This is a genomic window from Kribbella sp. NPDC048837 (assembly GCF_055586945.1).
Genome location: NZ_JBVJHF010000004.1, coordinates 412,072 through 426,801, shown reverse-complemented (window position 1 = coordinate 426,801; position 14,730 = coordinate 412,072). Strand labels below are relative to the sequence as shown.

General features: G+C 69.8%; 15 protein-coding genes. 11 read left to right on the top strand and 4 right to left on the bottom strand.

The features are described 5' to 3' along the window. The first annotated feature begins 34 nt into the window (after positions 1-34). The 6 genes from shbA (at position 35) to ACZ6O0_RS22115 (ending at position 5,990) form a co-directional block, all read left to right on the top strand. A complete protein-coding gene (gene shbA, locus ACZ6O0_RS22140) occupies positions 35-649 on the top strand; it encodes an RNA polymerase sigma factor ShbA (RefSeq protein WP_465766844.1) in 615 nt (204 codons plus the stop codon). After that, positions 642-2,072, top strand: coding sequence for a hypothetical protein (locus ACZ6O0_RS22135; protein WP_465766843.1), 1,431 nt, complete (start codon positions 642-644; stop codon positions 2,070-2,072). Before shbA ends, ACZ6O0_RS22135 begins: the two co-directional genes overlap by 8 nt. Positions 2,073-2,202: 130 nt before the next feature. Then, positions 2,203-3,714, top strand: a complete 1,512-nt coding sequence (guaB, locus tag ACZ6O0_RS22130; RefSeq protein WP_465766842.1) for an IMP dehydrogenase — start codon at positions 2,203-2,205, stop codon at positions 3,712-3,714. Positions 3,715-3,740: 26 nt separating this feature from the next. After that, positions 3,741-4,847 (top strand): GuaB3 family IMP dehydrogenase-related protein, encoded by a 1,107-nt coding sequence (locus ACZ6O0_RS22125; protein WP_465766841.1) that lies wholly within the window; start codon positions 3,741-3,743, stop codon positions 4,845-4,847. Continuing rightward, positions 4,844-5,566: an alpha/beta fold hydrolase gene (locus tag ACZ6O0_RS22120; RefSeq protein ID WP_465766840.1), complete on the top strand. Its 723-nt coding sequence runs from the start codon at positions 4,844-4,846 to the stop codon at positions 5,564-5,566. The genes ACZ6O0_RS22125 and ACZ6O0_RS22120 overlap by 4 nt, the downstream gene beginning before the upstream one ends. 22 nt (positions 5,567-5,588) lie before the next feature. After that, positions 5,589-5,990: a hypothetical protein gene (locus tag ACZ6O0_RS22115; protein ID WP_465766839.1), complete on the top strand. Its 402-nt coding sequence runs from the start codon at positions 5,589-5,591 to the stop codon at positions 5,988-5,990. A 12-nt stretch (positions 5,991-6,002) separates the two neighbouring features. Here ACZ6O0_RS22115 and ACZ6O0_RS22110 read toward each other — a convergent pair whose 3' ends face one another. After that, positions 6,003-6,563 carry a TIGR03086 family metal-binding protein gene (locus ACZ6O0_RS22110; protein WP_465766838.1) on the bottom strand — a complete coding sequence of 187 codons (561 nt, stop codon included), beginning with the start codon at positions 6,561-6,563 and terminating at the stop codon, positions 6,003-6,005. A gap of 47 nt (positions 6,564-6,610) precedes the next feature. Then, positions 6,611-8,062 (bottom strand): hypothetical protein, encoded by a 1,452-nt coding sequence (locus ACZ6O0_RS22105; protein ID WP_465766837.1) that lies wholly within the window; start codon positions 8,060-8,062, stop codon positions 6,611-6,613. A 91-nt stretch (positions 8,063-8,153) separates the two neighbouring features. Between ACZ6O0_RS22105 and ACZ6O0_RS22100 the strand changes: the two genes are divergently transcribed. The 5 genes from ACZ6O0_RS22100 to ACZ6O0_RS22080 all read left to right on the top strand — a co-directional run bounded on the left by ACZ6O0_RS22100 (position 8,154) and on the right by ACZ6O0_RS22080 (position 14,283). After that, the gene (locus ACZ6O0_RS22100; RefSeq protein ID WP_465766836.1) at positions 8,154-9,746 is read left to right on the top strand and encodes a succinic semialdehyde dehydrogenase; all 1,593 of its coding nucleotides are present in this window, start codon (positions 8,154-8,156) and stop codon (positions 9,744-9,746) included. After that, positions 9,743-11,443 carry a GMC oxidoreductase gene (locus tag ACZ6O0_RS22095; RefSeq protein ID WP_465766835.1) on the top strand — a complete coding sequence of 567 codons (1,701 nt, stop codon included), beginning with the start codon at positions 9,743-9,745 and terminating at the stop codon, positions 11,441-11,443. The genes ACZ6O0_RS22100 and ACZ6O0_RS22095 overlap by 4 nt, the downstream gene beginning before the upstream one ends. A 548-nt stretch (positions 11,444-11,991) precedes the next feature. Further along, positions 11,992-12,987 (top strand): biotin synthase BioB, encoded by a 996-nt coding sequence (bioB, locus tag ACZ6O0_RS22090; RefSeq protein ID WP_465766834.1) that lies wholly within the window; start codon positions 11,992-11,994, stop codon positions 12,985-12,987. Further along, positions 12,984-13,172, top strand: coding sequence for a biotin synthase auxiliary protein BsaP (gene bsaP, locus ACZ6O0_RS22085; protein WP_465766833.1), 189 nt, complete (start codon positions 12,984-12,986; stop codon positions 13,170-13,172). The genes bioB and bsaP overlap by 4 nt, the downstream gene beginning before the upstream one ends. A gap of 19 nt (positions 13,173-13,191) precedes the next feature. After that, entirely contained in the window at positions 13,192-14,283 is a 1,092-nt protein-coding gene (locus tag ACZ6O0_RS22080; RefSeq protein WP_465766832.1) for a hypothetical protein, read from the top strand. A 13-nt stretch (positions 14,284-14,296) separates the two neighbouring features. On the opposite strand, the gene ACZ6O0_RS22075 is transcribed toward ACZ6O0_RS22080, so the two are convergent. Together ACZ6O0_RS22075 and ACZ6O0_RS22070 are read right to left on the bottom strand one after the other, a co-directional pair. Next, positions 14,297-14,527: a hypothetical protein gene (locus ACZ6O0_RS22075; protein ID WP_465766831.1), complete on the bottom strand. Its 231-nt coding sequence runs from the start codon at positions 14,525-14,527 to the stop codon at positions 14,297-14,299. A gap of 1 nt (position 14,528) precedes the next feature. After that, on the bottom strand, positions 14,529-14,717 hold the full coding sequence (locus ACZ6O0_RS22070; RefSeq protein ID WP_465766830.1) for a hypothetical protein: 189 nt from the start codon (positions 14,715-14,717) through the stop codon (positions 14,529-14,531). Positions 14,718-14,730: the final 13 nt, after the last annotated feature.

The following is a 14,730-nucleotide window of genomic DNA, read 5'->3' as shown; positions in this document are numbered from 1 at the left end:
CAGGCTGACCGGTCTGAACACGAGGGGGCGAGGGGTGACCGAGGTCCAAGTACCGCACACCCACGACCGGGTCGAGCTCAGGGATCTTGCCGCGCTGGCCGGCGACGGGGACCGCACAGCTCTGAATGACCTGCTCACCAGGGTGCGCGCTGTAGCGCACCGTTACGTACGGTCCCGTCTGTGGACCTATCCCGGCGGCGCCGACATGGTCGACGACGTCGCTCAAGAGGTTTGTGTCGCGGTGTTCGGCGCACTCGGCCGGTATCGTGACGAGGGGAGGCCTTTCGAGGCTTTCGTCTACGGCATCGCGGCCCGCAAGGTCGCCGATGCCCAGCGTGCGTTCGCGGTGGCCGACGTTTCGACGCCGGACCTGCCGGACGGCGCGGACGAGTCGCCGACGCCGGAGGAGCACGCGGTCCGGCACTCGGAGGTCCAGCACATCATGGGGCTGCTGGACAAGTTGCCGGAGAAGCTGCGGGAGATTCTTCGGCTCAGGGTGGTAGCGGGGATGTCAGCCGAGGAGACCGGCCGGGCACTGGGGATGACACCGGGGGCGGTGAGGGTCGCACAGCATCGAGCGTTGAACACGCTCAGGGGGTATGTGGTGGGGCATGAGGGACGAGGAGCAGGGGAGGGGCATCATGGCTGACCGTTTCGACCTGGACGCGATCGACGCCGATGACGCACTGCTCGACCTGCTGGCTGCTGGTGGGGAGTCCGCGCGATCCGCGGGAGAGCACGACCCGGCCGTGAAGTTGCTGGCCGATCTGCGGCTCGCGGTGGAGGTCGAGGACGAGCTGCCAGTCGAGACCATTGAGGATCCGGAGAGCTTCCTGGCGCGCTGCGCGGCGCTGAACCCGGTGACGGACCCGTTCGCCCGCAAGATGGCGGCGCGCGGTCTGGCACTCGGGGTCGCCGCGGTGGCCGCGCTGTCGGTCTCCGGGGTGGCCGCGGCGGTCAACGGTGACCCGTTGTCGCCGTACGAGAAGGTCATCGAGAAGATGGTCGACGCGGTCAGCCCGCAGACCAGCTTCCCGAAGGAACAGCTCGACGGCATGCCGGTCGTCGACAAGACCAAGATCGTCAAGGTCGCCAAGGACTACAAGCAGAAGGCGGACCAGAAGGCCGCGGCCGAGGAGAAGCAGGTCCAGACGGACCCGGTTCCGCCGGCGTCGGTGCTGCTGCCCAAGGAACAGCAGGACATCCTGCAGCGGGCGATGCCGAAGATCCCGGAGCAGCCGACCGTCACGGAGCTCGAGCCGACGGACCCGCCGCCGACGAAGCTGCCGGAGAAGACTGGCGACGACAAGACGACGACGGACGACCCGACGACGACGGAGCCGACGGATCCGACCACCACGGAGCCGACCGACCCGCCGACGACCGAGCCGACGGATCCGCCGGCCACGACGCCGACCGACCCGCCGACCACCACGGAACCGCCGGCCACGCCGACCGACCCGCCCACGACGGGCACGGGCAACGGCGAGACGGGCACCGGCGAGACCGGGACCGGGAACACCGGCGACACGGGCCCGACCGACCCGACCACGGCGCCGGGCGGCGACACCGGCACCGGCGGCAACAAGGGCGAGACGTCGGACCCGGGCGGTACGACGACGCCGGGCGGCATCGGTGGCACCGACCAGTCCGGGACCGACCTGCCGGGCACGGACCTGCCGGGCACGGTTCTGCCGGGTTCGGACGGGACCGGCACCGGTCAGACCGGTGACGACCGGACGCCGGCCGGCGACAGCCACGACGCACCGGCGGTCGACCCGCTGGCCGCGGTGGTCGAGAGGATCCTGAAGCCGCTCCTGCCGACGCCGACCGGTGCCCCGGCCGAGGTCAAGACCGCCGAGCAGTTCTTCGGCAAGGGTGCGCCGACGACCGGCAAGCACTCGAGCGGGAAGGTCGCCTCCGGCTCGGTCCGGGAGGCCTACCCGACCGGCAAGCACTCCACCGGCCAGTACGCCGAGGGCAGGCACGCCGCGATCGCCCGGACGCACGGCTCCACCGACGACGCCAACGTCCTGAAGATCCTCGGCGTCGTCAACAAGCCGACCCAGTAGATCCACACACCTTGTCCCGCCCGCCGCCGACCAGCGGCGGGCGGGCCTGTGGACGGCCGGTTCGGGGCTCCGGGCGGGCGCGGATACCATGGGGTTCCGATCTCGCCGTGTAAAGGTGCTCGTTTTCCCCATGGACATCACACCCGCTGGAGTTCCCGACAAGTTCGCCGTCCTCGGCCTCACCTTCGACGACGTGCTGCTGCAGCCCAACGAGTCCGACGTCATCCCGTCCGAGGCCAATACCCGGTCCCGGGTCAGCCGCAACGTCGAGGTGAACATCCCGCTGCTGTCCAGCGCGATGGACACCGTCACCGAGGCGCGGATGGCGATCGCCATGGCCCGCCAGGGCGGCCTCGGCGTCCTTCACCGCAACCTCTCGATCGAGGACCAGGCCCAGCAGGTCGACCTGGTCAAGCGGTCGGAGTCCGGCATGATCGCGCAGCCGATCACGATCGGCCCGGACGCCAGCATCGGCGAGGCCGACGCGCTCTGCGCGCAGTACCGGATCTCCGGCGTGCCGGTGGTCGACAACGCCGGCGTCCTGGTCGGCATCGTGACGAACCGCGACATGCGGTTCGAGAACGACCTGTCCCGCCCGGTCCGCGAGGTGATGACCAAGCAGCCGCTGATCACCGGCCGGCAGGGCATCTCCGCCGACGACGCGATGGCGCTGCTCAGCAAGCACAAGGTCGAGAAGCTGCCGCTGGTCGACGAGGCCGGCAAGCTGACCGGCCTGATCACGCTGAAGGACTTCGTCAAGCGCGACCAGTTCCCGCTGTCCACCAAGGACGGCACCGGCCGGCTGCGGGTCGGCGGCGCGATCGGCTTCTTCGGTGAGGCCTACAAGCGGGCGATGACGCTGGTCGAGGCCGGCGTCGACGTGCTCGTGGTGGACACCGCGCACGGTCACTCCCAGGCCCAGCTGGAGATCATCCGCAAGCTCAAGGCCGACCCGGCCACCCGGGGCGTCGACGTGGTCGGCGGCAACGTCGGGACCCGCGCCGGCGCGCAGGCGCTGGTCGACGCGGGCGCGGACGGCGTCAAGGTCGGCGTCGGCCCGGGCTCGATCTGTACGACGCGGGTCGTGTCCGGCGTCGGCGTACCGCAGGTCACCGCGATCTACGAGGCGTCCCTGGCCTGCAAGCCGGCCGGCGTGCCGGTGATCGGCGACGGCGGCCTGCAGTATTCCGGTGACATCGCCAAGGCTCTCGTGGCCGGTGCGGACACCGTCATGCTCGGGTCGCTGCTGGCCGGGTGCGAGGAGTCGCCGGGTGACCTGGTGTTCATCAACGGCAAGCAGTTCAAGGCCTACCGCGGGATGGGTTCGCTCGGCGCGATGCAGTCCGGCGGCCTGCGCAAGTCGTACTCCAAGGATCGCTACTTCCAGAGCGACGTCGGGAGCGACGAGAAGCTGATCGCCGAGGGCGTCGAGGGCCAGGTTCCGTACCGTGGCCCGCTCTCCGCGGTCGCGCACCAGCTGATCGGCGGCCTGCGCCAGTCGATGTGGTACTGCGGCTCCCGCACCGTCGCCGAGCTCCAGGAGAAGGGCCGCTTCGTCCGCATCACCTCCGCCGGCCTCCAGGAGTCCCACCCCCACGACATCCAGATGACAGTGGAAGCCCCGAACTACTCCGGCCGCTGACACTGCCTGCCAACCGAAGGAACCAGATGACCGAGATCGAGATCGGCCGCGCGAAGCGGGGGCGGCAGGCGTACGCGTTCGACGACATTGCGATCGTGCCGTCGCGGCGGACGCGGGACCCCGAGGAGGTCTCGGTCGCCTGGCAGATCGACGCGTACCGGTTCGAGCTGCCGATCCTGGCCGCGCCGATGGACTCGGTGATGTCGCCGGCCACCGCGATCGCGATCGGCAAGGCCGGCGGTCTCGGCGTCCTCAACCTCGAGGGCCTCTGGACGCGGTACGAGGATCCCTCGGGTCTGCTGGAGGAGATCACCAGCATCAGCAAGGAGCAGGCGACGCACCGGCTGCAGGAGATCTACTCCGCGCCGATCAAGCCCGAGCTGATCTCCCAGCGCGTGCAGGAGATCCGCGACTCCGGTGTCACGGTGGCCGGAGCGCTGTCGCCGCAGCGGACCAAGCAGTTCGCCAAGCACGTGGTGGACGCGGGCGTCGACCTGTTCGTCATCCGGGGTACGACGGTGTCCGCCGAGCACGTGTCCGGGCAGGCGGAGCCGCTCAACCTGAAGCAGTTCATCTACGACCTCGACGTGCCGGTGATCGTCGGTGGGTGCGCCACGCACCAGGCCGCGCTGCACCTGATGCGGACCGGTGCGGCCGGCGTGCTCGTCGGGTTCGGCGGCGGCGCGGCGCACACCACCCGCAAGGTGCTCGGGGTCGCTGTGCCGATGGCGTCGGCGGTCGCCGACGTGGCGGCGGCGCGGCGCGACTACATGGACGAGTCCGGCGGCCGGTATGTGCACGTCATCGCGGACGGCTCGGTCGGCCGGTCCGGCGACGTGGCCAAGGCGATCGCGTGCGGGGCCGACTCGGTGATGGTCGGCTCGCCGCTGGCCCGGGCCAGCGATGCGCCCGGCGGCGGGTACCACTGGGGTGCCGAGGCCTGGCACCAGGACCTGCCGCGCGGTGAGCGGGTCGAGGTCGGCGTCACCGGGACGCTCGAGCAGATCCTGTTCGGCCCGTCCTGGGTCCCGGACGGCACGATGAACCTGGTCGGCGCCCTGAAGCGCGCGATGGCCACCACCGGCTACACGGAGCTCAAGGAGTTCCAGCGGGTCGAGGTCGTCGTCGGTTGAGCACCGGTGTCCTGCTCCTGCACGGCTCCAGCGGTACGCCGGACCAGGAGCGGGCCCGGATCCTCGAGGCCGAGGGGTACGACGTCCTCGCGCCGCGATGGACCGTCCGCAGCGAGGTGCCGCTGGAGTCGTTCCCGCTGGACGAGCTCGCGGAGCGCAACGATCGGCTGGTCGTGATGGGAACCTCGTGGGGTGCCGAGGCCGCGCTGCTCCTGGGTGCGCTCGACGAGCGGGTGGACGCGGTGGTCGCGTTCGCTCCGAGTGCCTACGTCTGGGGCCGGTTCGTAGAGGACGGACGCCAGCGGTCGGCGTGGATGTGGCAGGGCGAGCCGTTGCCGTACGTGCCGTTCGATCTCGACTGGAGCGCCGACGACGACCCGCCGAGCTACGTCGGCTGGTACCGCAAGAGCCTCCAGCTGTACGACGAGTACGCCGAGCCGGCCCGAATCCCGGTGGAGCGCATCCGCGAGCTGCTGCTGGTCGCCGGCGGGGACGACAAGGTGTGGCCGGCGGTCGAATTCGCCGAACAGATCGTCGCCTCGCGCGGCACTCGGGAGACCGGTCTGGTGACGCTGCCCGCGGCCGGGCACCGCGTGGTACTTCCGGGCGAGCAGCCGAAGACGGCCGGGCAACGGATGGCCCGCGGCGGCTCCGAGGCCGCGGACCGGGAGCTCGGCGCGCTGGCGTGGGACGACGTGCGTCGGATCCTCGCCGGTTGAGAGGTTCTGGAAGGATTGCCGCATGGGATTGTTCAGCCGACACAGCAGCCAGGACGCGGACAATGTTGCCCTCGCCGCAGCGCGGGCGAGACTGTCCCCCGACGACGTCGATCAGGTGCGGTTCCTGATCACCACCAAGAAGGCCGTGCACGCGGTCAAGCTGATCCGCGACCGCACCGGGCTGGACCTGAAGCACGCCAAAGGCATGGTCGACGACATCCGCCTCGGCCGCTACGTGCCACCCACCACGGGTACGCCGGTGGTCCGCCTGCCGGGCGCGAACCTGGCCGAGCGCACCCGCACGCTCAAGGCCGCCGGTGACCTGCACCAGGCGACCGCACTGGTCGTCTCCGAAACCGGCATGACCGAAGCCGAGGCCGGCCTGTTCGTCGGCGCCTTACGCACCGACCCGCAGGATTCTTAGGGTCACAGGACCCTAAGCCTTCCAGCGCGGATCGCGGCCGAAGGCGCCGAGCAGCTGGTCGGCCGGATCCGTGAAACCGTCGACCCGATCGGCGATCGCGCCGGAGGACCGGTAGATCTCCTCCCGGTCCGCGAACCAGCGGGCCACCTCGCCGACCAGCTCGGGATCCATCCGGGTGCCGGCGCCGATCGCGACCGCCAGGTCCCAGCCGTGGATCAGGTGGTCGGCGGCCAGTTGCCGCAGGTACTCGTCCGGCTCCTCGTCGCCGTACGAGAGATGCACCTTGGCGATCGTCCGGCCCGCCGCGACCTCGGCCTCGCGGGCGGCCGCGGCCGCCGCGCCGACCGGGTCGTCGCCGAGCAGGTCGCCGTCGAGGGAGTCGCCGACGTCCGCGATGGTCTTGCCCTCCATCAGCGGGACGGTCCAGCGCTCCTCACCGACGACATGGTTGACCAGCGTGCGGACGTCCCAGTCCGCGCACGGCGTCGGTTGCGACCACTGGTCCGGTCCGACCTCGTTGACCAGCCGGGCGAACCTGGCGACCGTCTGGTTGTGCAGTTCAACGACATCCATGACGAAATCCCCTCTCAGCGTCAGCGTCCGCCTGAGCGGGCGGTGCGTCAACGGCCGAGCTGGAGTTGCTGGGCGGCCTCGTGGGCGTGCTGGGAGGCCGTCAGGTCACCGGTCGCGGCCAGCAGATCGCCGTGGTGGCGGTAGCAGGAGCCGGCCAGATCCTTCATCACCGTGTCCTCGTCGGTGAACGGGATGAGCGCGGTCGCCACCTCGGCGCACCAGCCGCCAAGGTCGAGCGCCATCTCGGTCCGCCCGGCCTGGTAGTAGGCCTCGGAGATGTCGAGCAGCAGCTGCGCCCAGATCGGTGCGTAGGTGCTCGTCTCGTACCGCATCCGGTGTGACTCACGCTCGGAGGAGATCGCGAACAGGTAGTGCGACTCCAGTCCGAGCGTCAGCGCGGTGTCGACGTCCTGCAGCAGCAGCGGGCGGGTCACCTCGGCCAGCTCGGCCGCCCGGACGGCCGCCGACTCGGGATCGGTCCGGCCGGACACGGTCGCCAGCGTCATCCCGGGCGCGGGCTCACTCAACGCGAGCAACCGGTGGTACTGCTCGAACGGACCGAGCTTGATCTCCGCGTTCTCCAGCGCCGCGACCAGGGTCAGCGGCAGGCCGCGGTCCAGCTCCTCGGTCACCCGGTTCGCCGTCTCCGGGTCGGTGTCGAACGCCGTCCGCAGGCAGGCCTCGCCCTCCATGAGCCGGCCGACGACGCCGAGATGCTTGCCCTTGCGGGTGAGGGCGGCGACCAGCGTGCGCATGTCCGTCGCCGAGTCCGAGTCGGCCAGCGTGTCGGCCGTGGTCAGCCCGATCTCGTCGGCCTCGAGGGCCAGGTCGAGCCGGCCCTCGGCCGCGTGGACGTCGGCCGATACGGCGGTCGCCGTACACAGATAACGCGCGTACGACAGGGACTGCGGGCTCTCGTTGATCTGGTCGGCCAGCTGCAGGAACAGCTGGGTCGCCGCGTCGGCGGACGCGACCGCAAGTGCGGGATCGCCGTACCGCCGCAGGATGAGCGCGTTCATCGCGAGCACCCGCGCGAAGTCCGGCTGGTGCTTGAGGCCGTCGTCGCCACCGACGAGCTGGCCGTACGCGATCACCGCGCCGTCCATCTCCAGTACGGCGGTCGCACCGTGACCGCGGTGCGCCTGGGTCATCGCCCGCCGGGCCCGCACGTCGGCCAGGAACGAGGTCGCGTCGAGCACACCGGCGTCACTGAGCTCGGTGTACCCGAGTTGCGCCTCGTGCAGCGCGGCAAGCGCTTCCTCGTGCCGGCCGGACGCGTTCAGCGAGCCGGCCAGCTCGTACTGGGTCGCGGCCATCAGATGCTTGGCCTCGTAATGGTTCGGGTGCCCTTCGGCCCGTTCCCTGGCCAGCTCGATCACGCGTTGCTGGTACGGCCCGGCCTCGTCGGCACGGCCTTCCTCGATCAGCACCTGGGCTGTCTGCAGCGCCTCACCGAGCTCGTCCTCAGGAGGCGTCCAAAGCCCCCCGCTGTCCACCATCTCGACGTTCCACCCCTTCACAGGTTCAGCCGCTCAGCTTAGTGGGATCCTGATACTGACAGTGGCTATTACCGATGGGTAGGCTTTAGCTATGAGCGAGCAGACGTCGATTCCCGCGGATCCGGAGCTCGACCCGACCGCGTCGTACGCGACCGATCAGTCGGTCATCCGGCGGCTTTCGGGGCTGCTGCGGGCGACCGCCGGCACGCGGACGTCGTACGCGCCTGCCACCGGTCAGCCGATCGCGGACCTGCCGGTCTCCAGCCCGGACGACGTGGTCGCCGCGGTCCGGTCGGCCCGCAAGACCCAGCAGACCTGGCGCCGGGTGCCGCTCGCCGAGCGCGCCGCGATCCTGCTGCGCTACCACGACCTGGTCCTGGACCACCGGCACGAGCTGGCCGACCTCGTCATCCGCGAGTCGGGCAAGGCCCGGAAGCAGGCGTTCGAGGAGGTCGCGCACGTCGCGCTGACCGCTCGCTACTACGGCCGCAAGGCCGCCGAGCTGCTCGAGCCGCAGCGGAAGCTGGGCATGTTCCCGATCCTGACCCGGGCCGAGCAGCGGTTCGTGCCCAAGGGTGTCGTCGGCGTGATCTCGCCGTGGAACTACCCGCTCAGCATGGCGATGGCCGATGGCCTGCCCGCGGTGATGGCCGGCAACACGGTCGTGCACAAGCCCGACAGCCAGACGCCGCTGACCGCGCTCCGGGCGATCGAGCTGCTGTACGAGGCGGGTCTGCCGCGGGACGCCTGGCAGGCGGTGAACGGCGACGGCCCGACCGTCGGCGGCGAGCTGATCCAGAACGCCGACTACATCTGCTTCACCGGCTCGACCAGGACCGGGCGGCTCGTCGCGCAGCAGGCCGGTGAGCGGCTGATCGGCTGCAGCCTCGAGCTCGGCGGCAAGAACCCGATGCTCGTGCTGCGCGACGCGGACGTCCAGCGCGCGGCGGAAGGCGCCGTACGCGCGTGCTTCGCGAGCGCCGGCCAGTTGTGCGTCTCGATGGAGCGGTTGTACGTCGCCGACCAGGTGTACGACGCGTTCGTCACGGCGTTCGTGGACCGGGTGAAGAAGATCCGGCTGTCCGCGGGGACCGGCTGGGACGTGGACATGGGGTCGCTGATCTCGAAGGCGCAGCTGGAGACCGTGACCCGGCATGTCGACGACGCCCGCGCGCAGGGCGCTACGGTGCTGGTCGGCGGCAAGGCCCGGCCGGATATCGGTCCGCTCTTCTACGAGCCGACCGTACTGTCCGGGGTGACGCCGGCGATGGAGTGCTTCGACAACGAGACCTTCGGGCCGGTCGTCTCGATCTACCGCTTCTCCGACGAGTCCGAGGCGATCCAGCGCGCCAACGAGGGCGAGTACGGGCTGAACGCGAGCGTCTGGACCCGCGACGGCCGACGTGGTCGTGCGGTCGCGGCCCAACTGGTGGCCGGCTCGGTCAACGTGAACGAGGGCTACGCCGCGAGCTTCGGCTCGATCGACACCCCGATGGGTGGAATGCGTGCGTCCGGCCTCGGCCGCCGGCAGGGTGCCGAGGGCATCCGACGGTACGTCGATCCGCAGACGGTCGCCACCCAACGCGTGCTCCCGATCGCGGCCTCGCACGGTCTGTCCGACCAGACGTACGCCGAGCTGATGACCGGCGCACTGCGGATCCTCAAGAAGCTGGGCCGTCCATGACCTACGACTACGACGTGGTGATCGTCGGGTCCGGGTTCGGTGGCAGTGTCAGCGCGTTGCGGCTGACCGAGAAGGGTTACAACGTCGCGGTCCTCGAAGCCGGCGCGCGGTTCGACGACGCCGGGTTCGCGAAGAACTCGTGGGACACCAAGCGGTTTCTGTTCGCCCCGAAGCTCGGTTGGTACGGCATCCAGCGGATCAGCGCGCTGCGCGACGTGATCATCCTGTCCGGCGCCGGTGTGGGCGGTGGCAGCCTGGTCTACGCGAACACGCTCTACGAGCCGCTGCCCGCGTTCTACACCGACCGCCAGTGGGCGCACATCACCGACTGGAAGGACGAGCTCGCGCCGTACTACGACCAGGCGAAGCGGATGCTCGGCGTCACGACCTACCCGCACTTCACGCCGGCGGACCAGGTGATGAAGCAGGTCGCCGACGACATGGGCGTGGGGGAGACGTTCCACCCGACCCCGGTCGGCGTCTTCTTCGGCGAGCCCGGTGTCGAGGTCGACGATCCGTACTTCGGCGGCGCCGGCCCCCGGCGGACCGGCTGCATCGACTGCGGCGAGTGCATGACCGGTTGCCGGCACAACGCGAAGAACACGCTGACCAAGAACTACCTCTACCTGGCCGAGAAGGCCGGTGCCGAGGTCTACTCGATGACCACGGTCACCTCGGTCGAGCCCTTGGCGGACGGCGGGTACGCCGTGGACACCCGGCGTACGTCGAACCGCAAGAGCACCCGCCGGTTCACCGCCCGCCAGGTCGTCTTCGCCGCCTCGGCCCTGGGTACGGCGAAACTCCTGCACCGGCTCCGGGACGAGGGCAAGCTGCCCCGGCTGTCCGACCGGCTCGGCGTTCTGACCCGGACCAACTCGGAGTCGCTGCTGGGCGCGATCTCGCGCGACCGCGATGTCGACTACAGCCGTGGGGTCGCGATCACGTCGTCGTTCCACCCCGACGACATCACCCACATCGAGCCGGTCCGGTACGGCAAGGGCAGCAACGCGATGTCGCTGCTGCAGACCGTGCTGACCGACGGCGACGGGGACAAGCCGCGCTGGCGGACCTGGTTGCGTGAGCTCGGCGTGCAGCGGAAGAACATCCGCCGGCTGTACGACCTGAAGCACTGGTCCGAGCGGACCGTGATCGCGCTGGTGATGCAGACCGCGGACAACTCGATCACCACGTTCGGCAAGCGGGACCGGCTCGGCCGGTGGCGGCTGACCTCGAAGCAGGGCCACGGCGCGCCGAACCCGTCGTGGATCCCGGTCGCCAACCAGGTGGTCCGGCGGATGGCCAAGCTGATGAACGGGACCCCGGGCGGGACCATCGGGGAGCCGTTCAACGTGCCGATGACGGCGCACTTCATCGGCGGCTGCGCGATCGGCGACTCACCCGAGACCGGCGTGGTCGACCCGTACCACCGCGTCTACGGGTACGACGGCCTGCACATCGTCGACGGCTCCACGATCTCGGCGAATCTCGGCGTCAACCCGTCGCTGACGATCACCGCCCAGGCCGAGCGGGCGCTCTCGTTCTGGCCGAACAAAGGGGAGAACGACGCCCGTCCGGCGGTCGGATCGCCGTACCAGCGGACCCAGCCGGTCAAGCCGGCCCATCCCGTGGTCCCGGCGGATGCGCCCGGTGCCTTGCGGCTGCCGATCATCCCGAAACAGTCTGTGACGAAGCCGTAACGTAACGACAATACTTCTCGAGGTCGTCCGGGGAAATGAAAAAACCTCAGCGCCCGGGTGGCTGCTGAGGTTTGCGAGGCATTTCTAAAAGTGCCGAAAAAGGGAGCAGGTCCCTCGGGAACGTTTCCGCCCAAATCGTTTCCCGAGGGACCCACTCAAGCCGGGGTGAGGCGCCCGGCGCTTTGGGATCGGGTCACCAACCACAGCTGGCGACCCGAGCTCTTGGTCACTACCTTACATCCGATTTCCGGAGTTTCGAGTCCTTGCGAGTGGTTGTGACCACTCTGCGTGCTGATCGTAATGATCAGCTATTCGTCGCTCCAAGTAACCGGGTGGCGGTCTTCCCTGCGGTAACCGCCTCTGCACACATCAACGAGCCCATCTACGGGGGGTTACGAGGTTCCGGAGAAAATCCACAAACTTTTCTCCGGGGTCGCGGAGAGTCGCTGGAGCAGGTCACCCGCAGATGTTCCACGTGACGCCCGCCGCAGCCGTCCCGGGCGCGGCTGTCCTAGTGTGAGCCGACCGTTCGATGAGGCAGGAGAACCATGAGCGACATCCTGGACGTGGCACGTGAGCAGGTTCTGGAGCAGGGCGTCGGCCTGAGCCAGGAGCAGCTGGTCGAGGTTCTCCGCTCACCCGACGACCAGCTGCCGGAGTTGCTCGCGCTCGCGCACGAGGTGCGGGTCAAGTGGTGCGGCGAGGAGGTCGAGGTCGAGGGGATCATCTCGCTCAAGACCGGCGGCTGCCCCGAGGACTGCCACTTCTGCTCCCAGTCCGGTCAGTTCACCTCGCCGGTCCGGTCGGTCTGGCTGAACATCCCCGAGCTGGTCGAGGCGGCCAAGGAGACCGCGAAGACCGGTGCGACCGAGTTCTGCATCGTCGCCGCCGTCCGTGGTCCGGACGAGCGGCTGATGTCCCAGGTGAAGGCCGGCATCGAGGCGATCAACGCCGAGGTCGACATCAACATCGCCTGCTCGCTCGGCATGCTCACCCAGGAGCAGGTCGACGAGCTGAAGGCGATGGGGGTGCACCGCTACAACCACAACCTCGAGTCCGCGCGCTCGTACTTCGGCGACGTCGTCACCACGCACTCCTTCGAGGAGCGCTGGGAGACCTGCCTGATGGTGCGCGAGTCCGGGATGGAGCTGTGCTGCGGCGGTCTCGTCGGGATGGGCGAGTCCCTGGAGCAGCGCGCCGAGCTGGCCGCGCAACTGGCCGAGCTCGGCCCGCACGAGGTCCCGCTGAACTTCCTGAACCCACGCCCCGGTACGCCGTTCGGCGACCTGGAGATCATGGACGGCAAGGACGCGCTGCGGACCATCGCCGCGTTCCGGCTCGCGATGCCGCGCACGGTCCTGCGGTACGCCGGCGGCCGGGAGCTGACCCTGGGCGACCTGGGCACCCGCGAGGGTCTGCTCGGCGGGATCAACGCGGTCATCGTCGGCAACTACCTCACCACGCTGGGGCGGCCGGCGACCGCGGACCTCGACCTGCTGGCCGAGCTCAAGATGCCGGTCAAAGAACTCCAGAAGACCCTGTGACCGAGATCTACTGCGGCCATTGCGGCCGTGAACTCGCCGACGGCAGTCACGAGGACTGCCGTCGGGCTCTGTCACTGGAGCCACCGCGGTACTGCGCCGAGTGCCGCCGGCGGATGGTCGTCCAGGTCCACCCGATGGGGTGGACGGCCCGGTGCTCGGTTCACGGTGAACTGGCGTCGTACTGACCTCGACTAGGGTTGAGGCATGCCCGACTCCGCGCCACGCCTGCTGGTCGCTCTCTACGGACCGACCTCGGCCGGGAAGACCGGGGTGTCGATCGACCTCTGCCTGCGGATCCGGGACGAGCTCGGTCTCGAACCGATGGTCGTGTCCGCCGACTCGCGCCAGGTGTACCGGTACATGGACATCGGCACCAGCAAGACCACGCCCGAGGAGATGCGCGGCATCCCGCACACGATGATCGACGTCACCGAGCCGGTGCGGAAGCTGGAGCTGGAGACGTTCGTCGCCGAAGCGCGGCAGCACATGGACGCGTGCTGGGCGTCCGGCGGCGTCCCGGTGGTGGTCGGCGGTACGAGCGTCTACGTCCGCTCGCTGCTCGAGGGCTGGGAGGTGGACGCGGTCGCCGAGGCGCGGAACGCGATCCGTCGTGACTTCCCGCGCAGCATGGCCGAGGACGCGTACGCCGTCCTCGGCCGGCTCGACCCGAAGGCGGCCGGGAAGATCCACGCCAACAACTACGACGCGATCGTGAACGCGCTGGCGCATGCCATGGGCAACGATCCCGGCCGGGGCGGTCCGACGGTCGCGGCCCGGCAGGTCGTGCTCGGGGTGGACCGCCCGGCCGCGGACATCGACCGCCGGGTGGCGGCGACGTACGACAGCCAGGTCAGCCGCGGGCTGCGGGACGAGGTGCTCGGTCTCGACGAGCGGTACGACGTCCTCGCGCAGTACCGCCGGCTGGGTCAGAAGTCACCGAACCAGGTCGTCCACACGCACGGGTACACCGAGTGGTTCGACGTCGCGCTGGACCGCGGCAAGCCCGTCGACAGCCTGGGGGAGGCGGACCTGGCCGAGGTCCGCGAGCGGGTGGTCGAGCGCATCCGGGTGCACACCCGTCGCCAGCGGTCGGCGATTCCGAAGCTCACCGGCGTGCGGCTGGTGCGTGGTGCGGCCGACGCGTTCACCGCGGTCAAGGCCGCTCTGGAAGCCGGTCCCGTCGCTTCTGGCAAGCAGGCTTCTTCTTCTGGAAAGCAGGGCGCGGGCGGGCAGCGTCCTCGCCGCTCAGGTCGTAACAACCAACCCAGGCAGGGAAAACGCAGCCCGCGCCGCTGAGCCGGGTCAACGACTAACCCTTGCCCTTCCCCTTGCCTTTGCCCTGGTTGCCGCGCTTGTTCGGGTTGCCGCGACGGCGGGCGTCGCCCTTCTCGCCACCCTTGTCGCGGCCACGGCGCGCATCACCGCGCTCGTGCTTGCCCTGGGTCGACGGCCGGGCGTTCTTGTCGTGGCCCTTGGCCGGCTCCTGCTTGTCCTTGTCCTTGTCACCACCGCTGCTGCTGGACCGACCGAACAGACCCATGTCAGCGCCCCTGACCGTTGCCGCGCTTGTTCGGGTTGCCGCGACGGCGCGCGTCACCCTTCTCGCCACCCGCGTCCCGGCCGCGCCGCGTGTCGCCGCGCTCGTGCTTGCCCTGGGTCGACGGGCGGGCGCCGCTGCGGTGACCCTCGGCCGCCTGCTGCTGGTCGTCCTTCTTCTTGCCAAACGCCATGTGATTCCTTGTC

Excerpts from the sequence above, each read along its gene's own strand:
- ACZ6O0_RS22135 (WP_465766843.1), top strand. The coding sequence starts at position 642 with ATGGCTGACCGTTTCGACCTGGACGCGATCGACGCCGATGACGCACTG.
- guaB (WP_465766842.1), top strand. The coding sequence starts at position 2,203 with ATGGACATCACACCCGCTGGAGTTCCCGACAAGTTCGCCGTCCTCGGC.
- ACZ6O0_RS22125 (WP_465766841.1), top strand. The coding sequence starts at position 3,741 with ATGACCGAGATCGAGATCGGCCGCGCGAAGCGGGGGCGGCAGGCGTAC.
- ACZ6O0_RS22115 (WP_465766839.1), top strand. The coding sequence starts at position 5,589 with ATGGGATTGTTCAGCCGACACAGCAGCCAGGACGCGGACAATGTTGCC.
- ACZ6O0_RS22110 (WP_465766838.1), bottom strand. The coding sequence starts at position 6,563 with ATGGATGTCGTTGAACTGCACAACCAGACGGTCGCCAGGTTCGCCCGG.
- ACZ6O0_RS22105 (WP_465766837.1), bottom strand. The coding sequence starts at position 8,062 with ATGGTGGACAGCGGGGGGCTTTGGACGCCTCCTGAGGACGAGCTCGGT.
- ACZ6O0_RS22100 (WP_465766836.1), top strand. The coding sequence starts at position 8,154 with ATGAGCGAGCAGACGTCGATTCCCGCGGATCCGGAGCTCGACCCGACC.
- ACZ6O0_RS22095 (WP_465766835.1), top strand. The coding sequence starts at position 9,743 with ATGACCTACGACTACGACGTGGTGATCGTCGGGTCCGGGTTCGGTGGC.
- bioB (WP_465766834.1), top strand. The coding sequence starts at position 11,992 with ATGAGCGACATCCTGGACGTGGCACGTGAGCAGGTTCTGGAGCAGGGC.
- ACZ6O0_RS22080 (WP_465766832.1), top strand. The coding sequence starts at position 13,192 with ATGCCCGACTCCGCGCCACGCCTGCTGGTCGCTCTCTACGGACCGACC.
- ACZ6O0_RS22075 (WP_465766831.1), bottom strand. The coding sequence starts at position 14,527 with ATGGGTCTGTTCGGTCGGTCCAGCAGCAGCGGTGGTGACAAGGACAAG.
- ACZ6O0_RS22070 (WP_465766830.1), bottom strand. The coding sequence starts at position 14,717 with ATGGCGTTTGGCAAGAAGAAGGACGACCAGCAGCAGGCGGCCGAGGGT.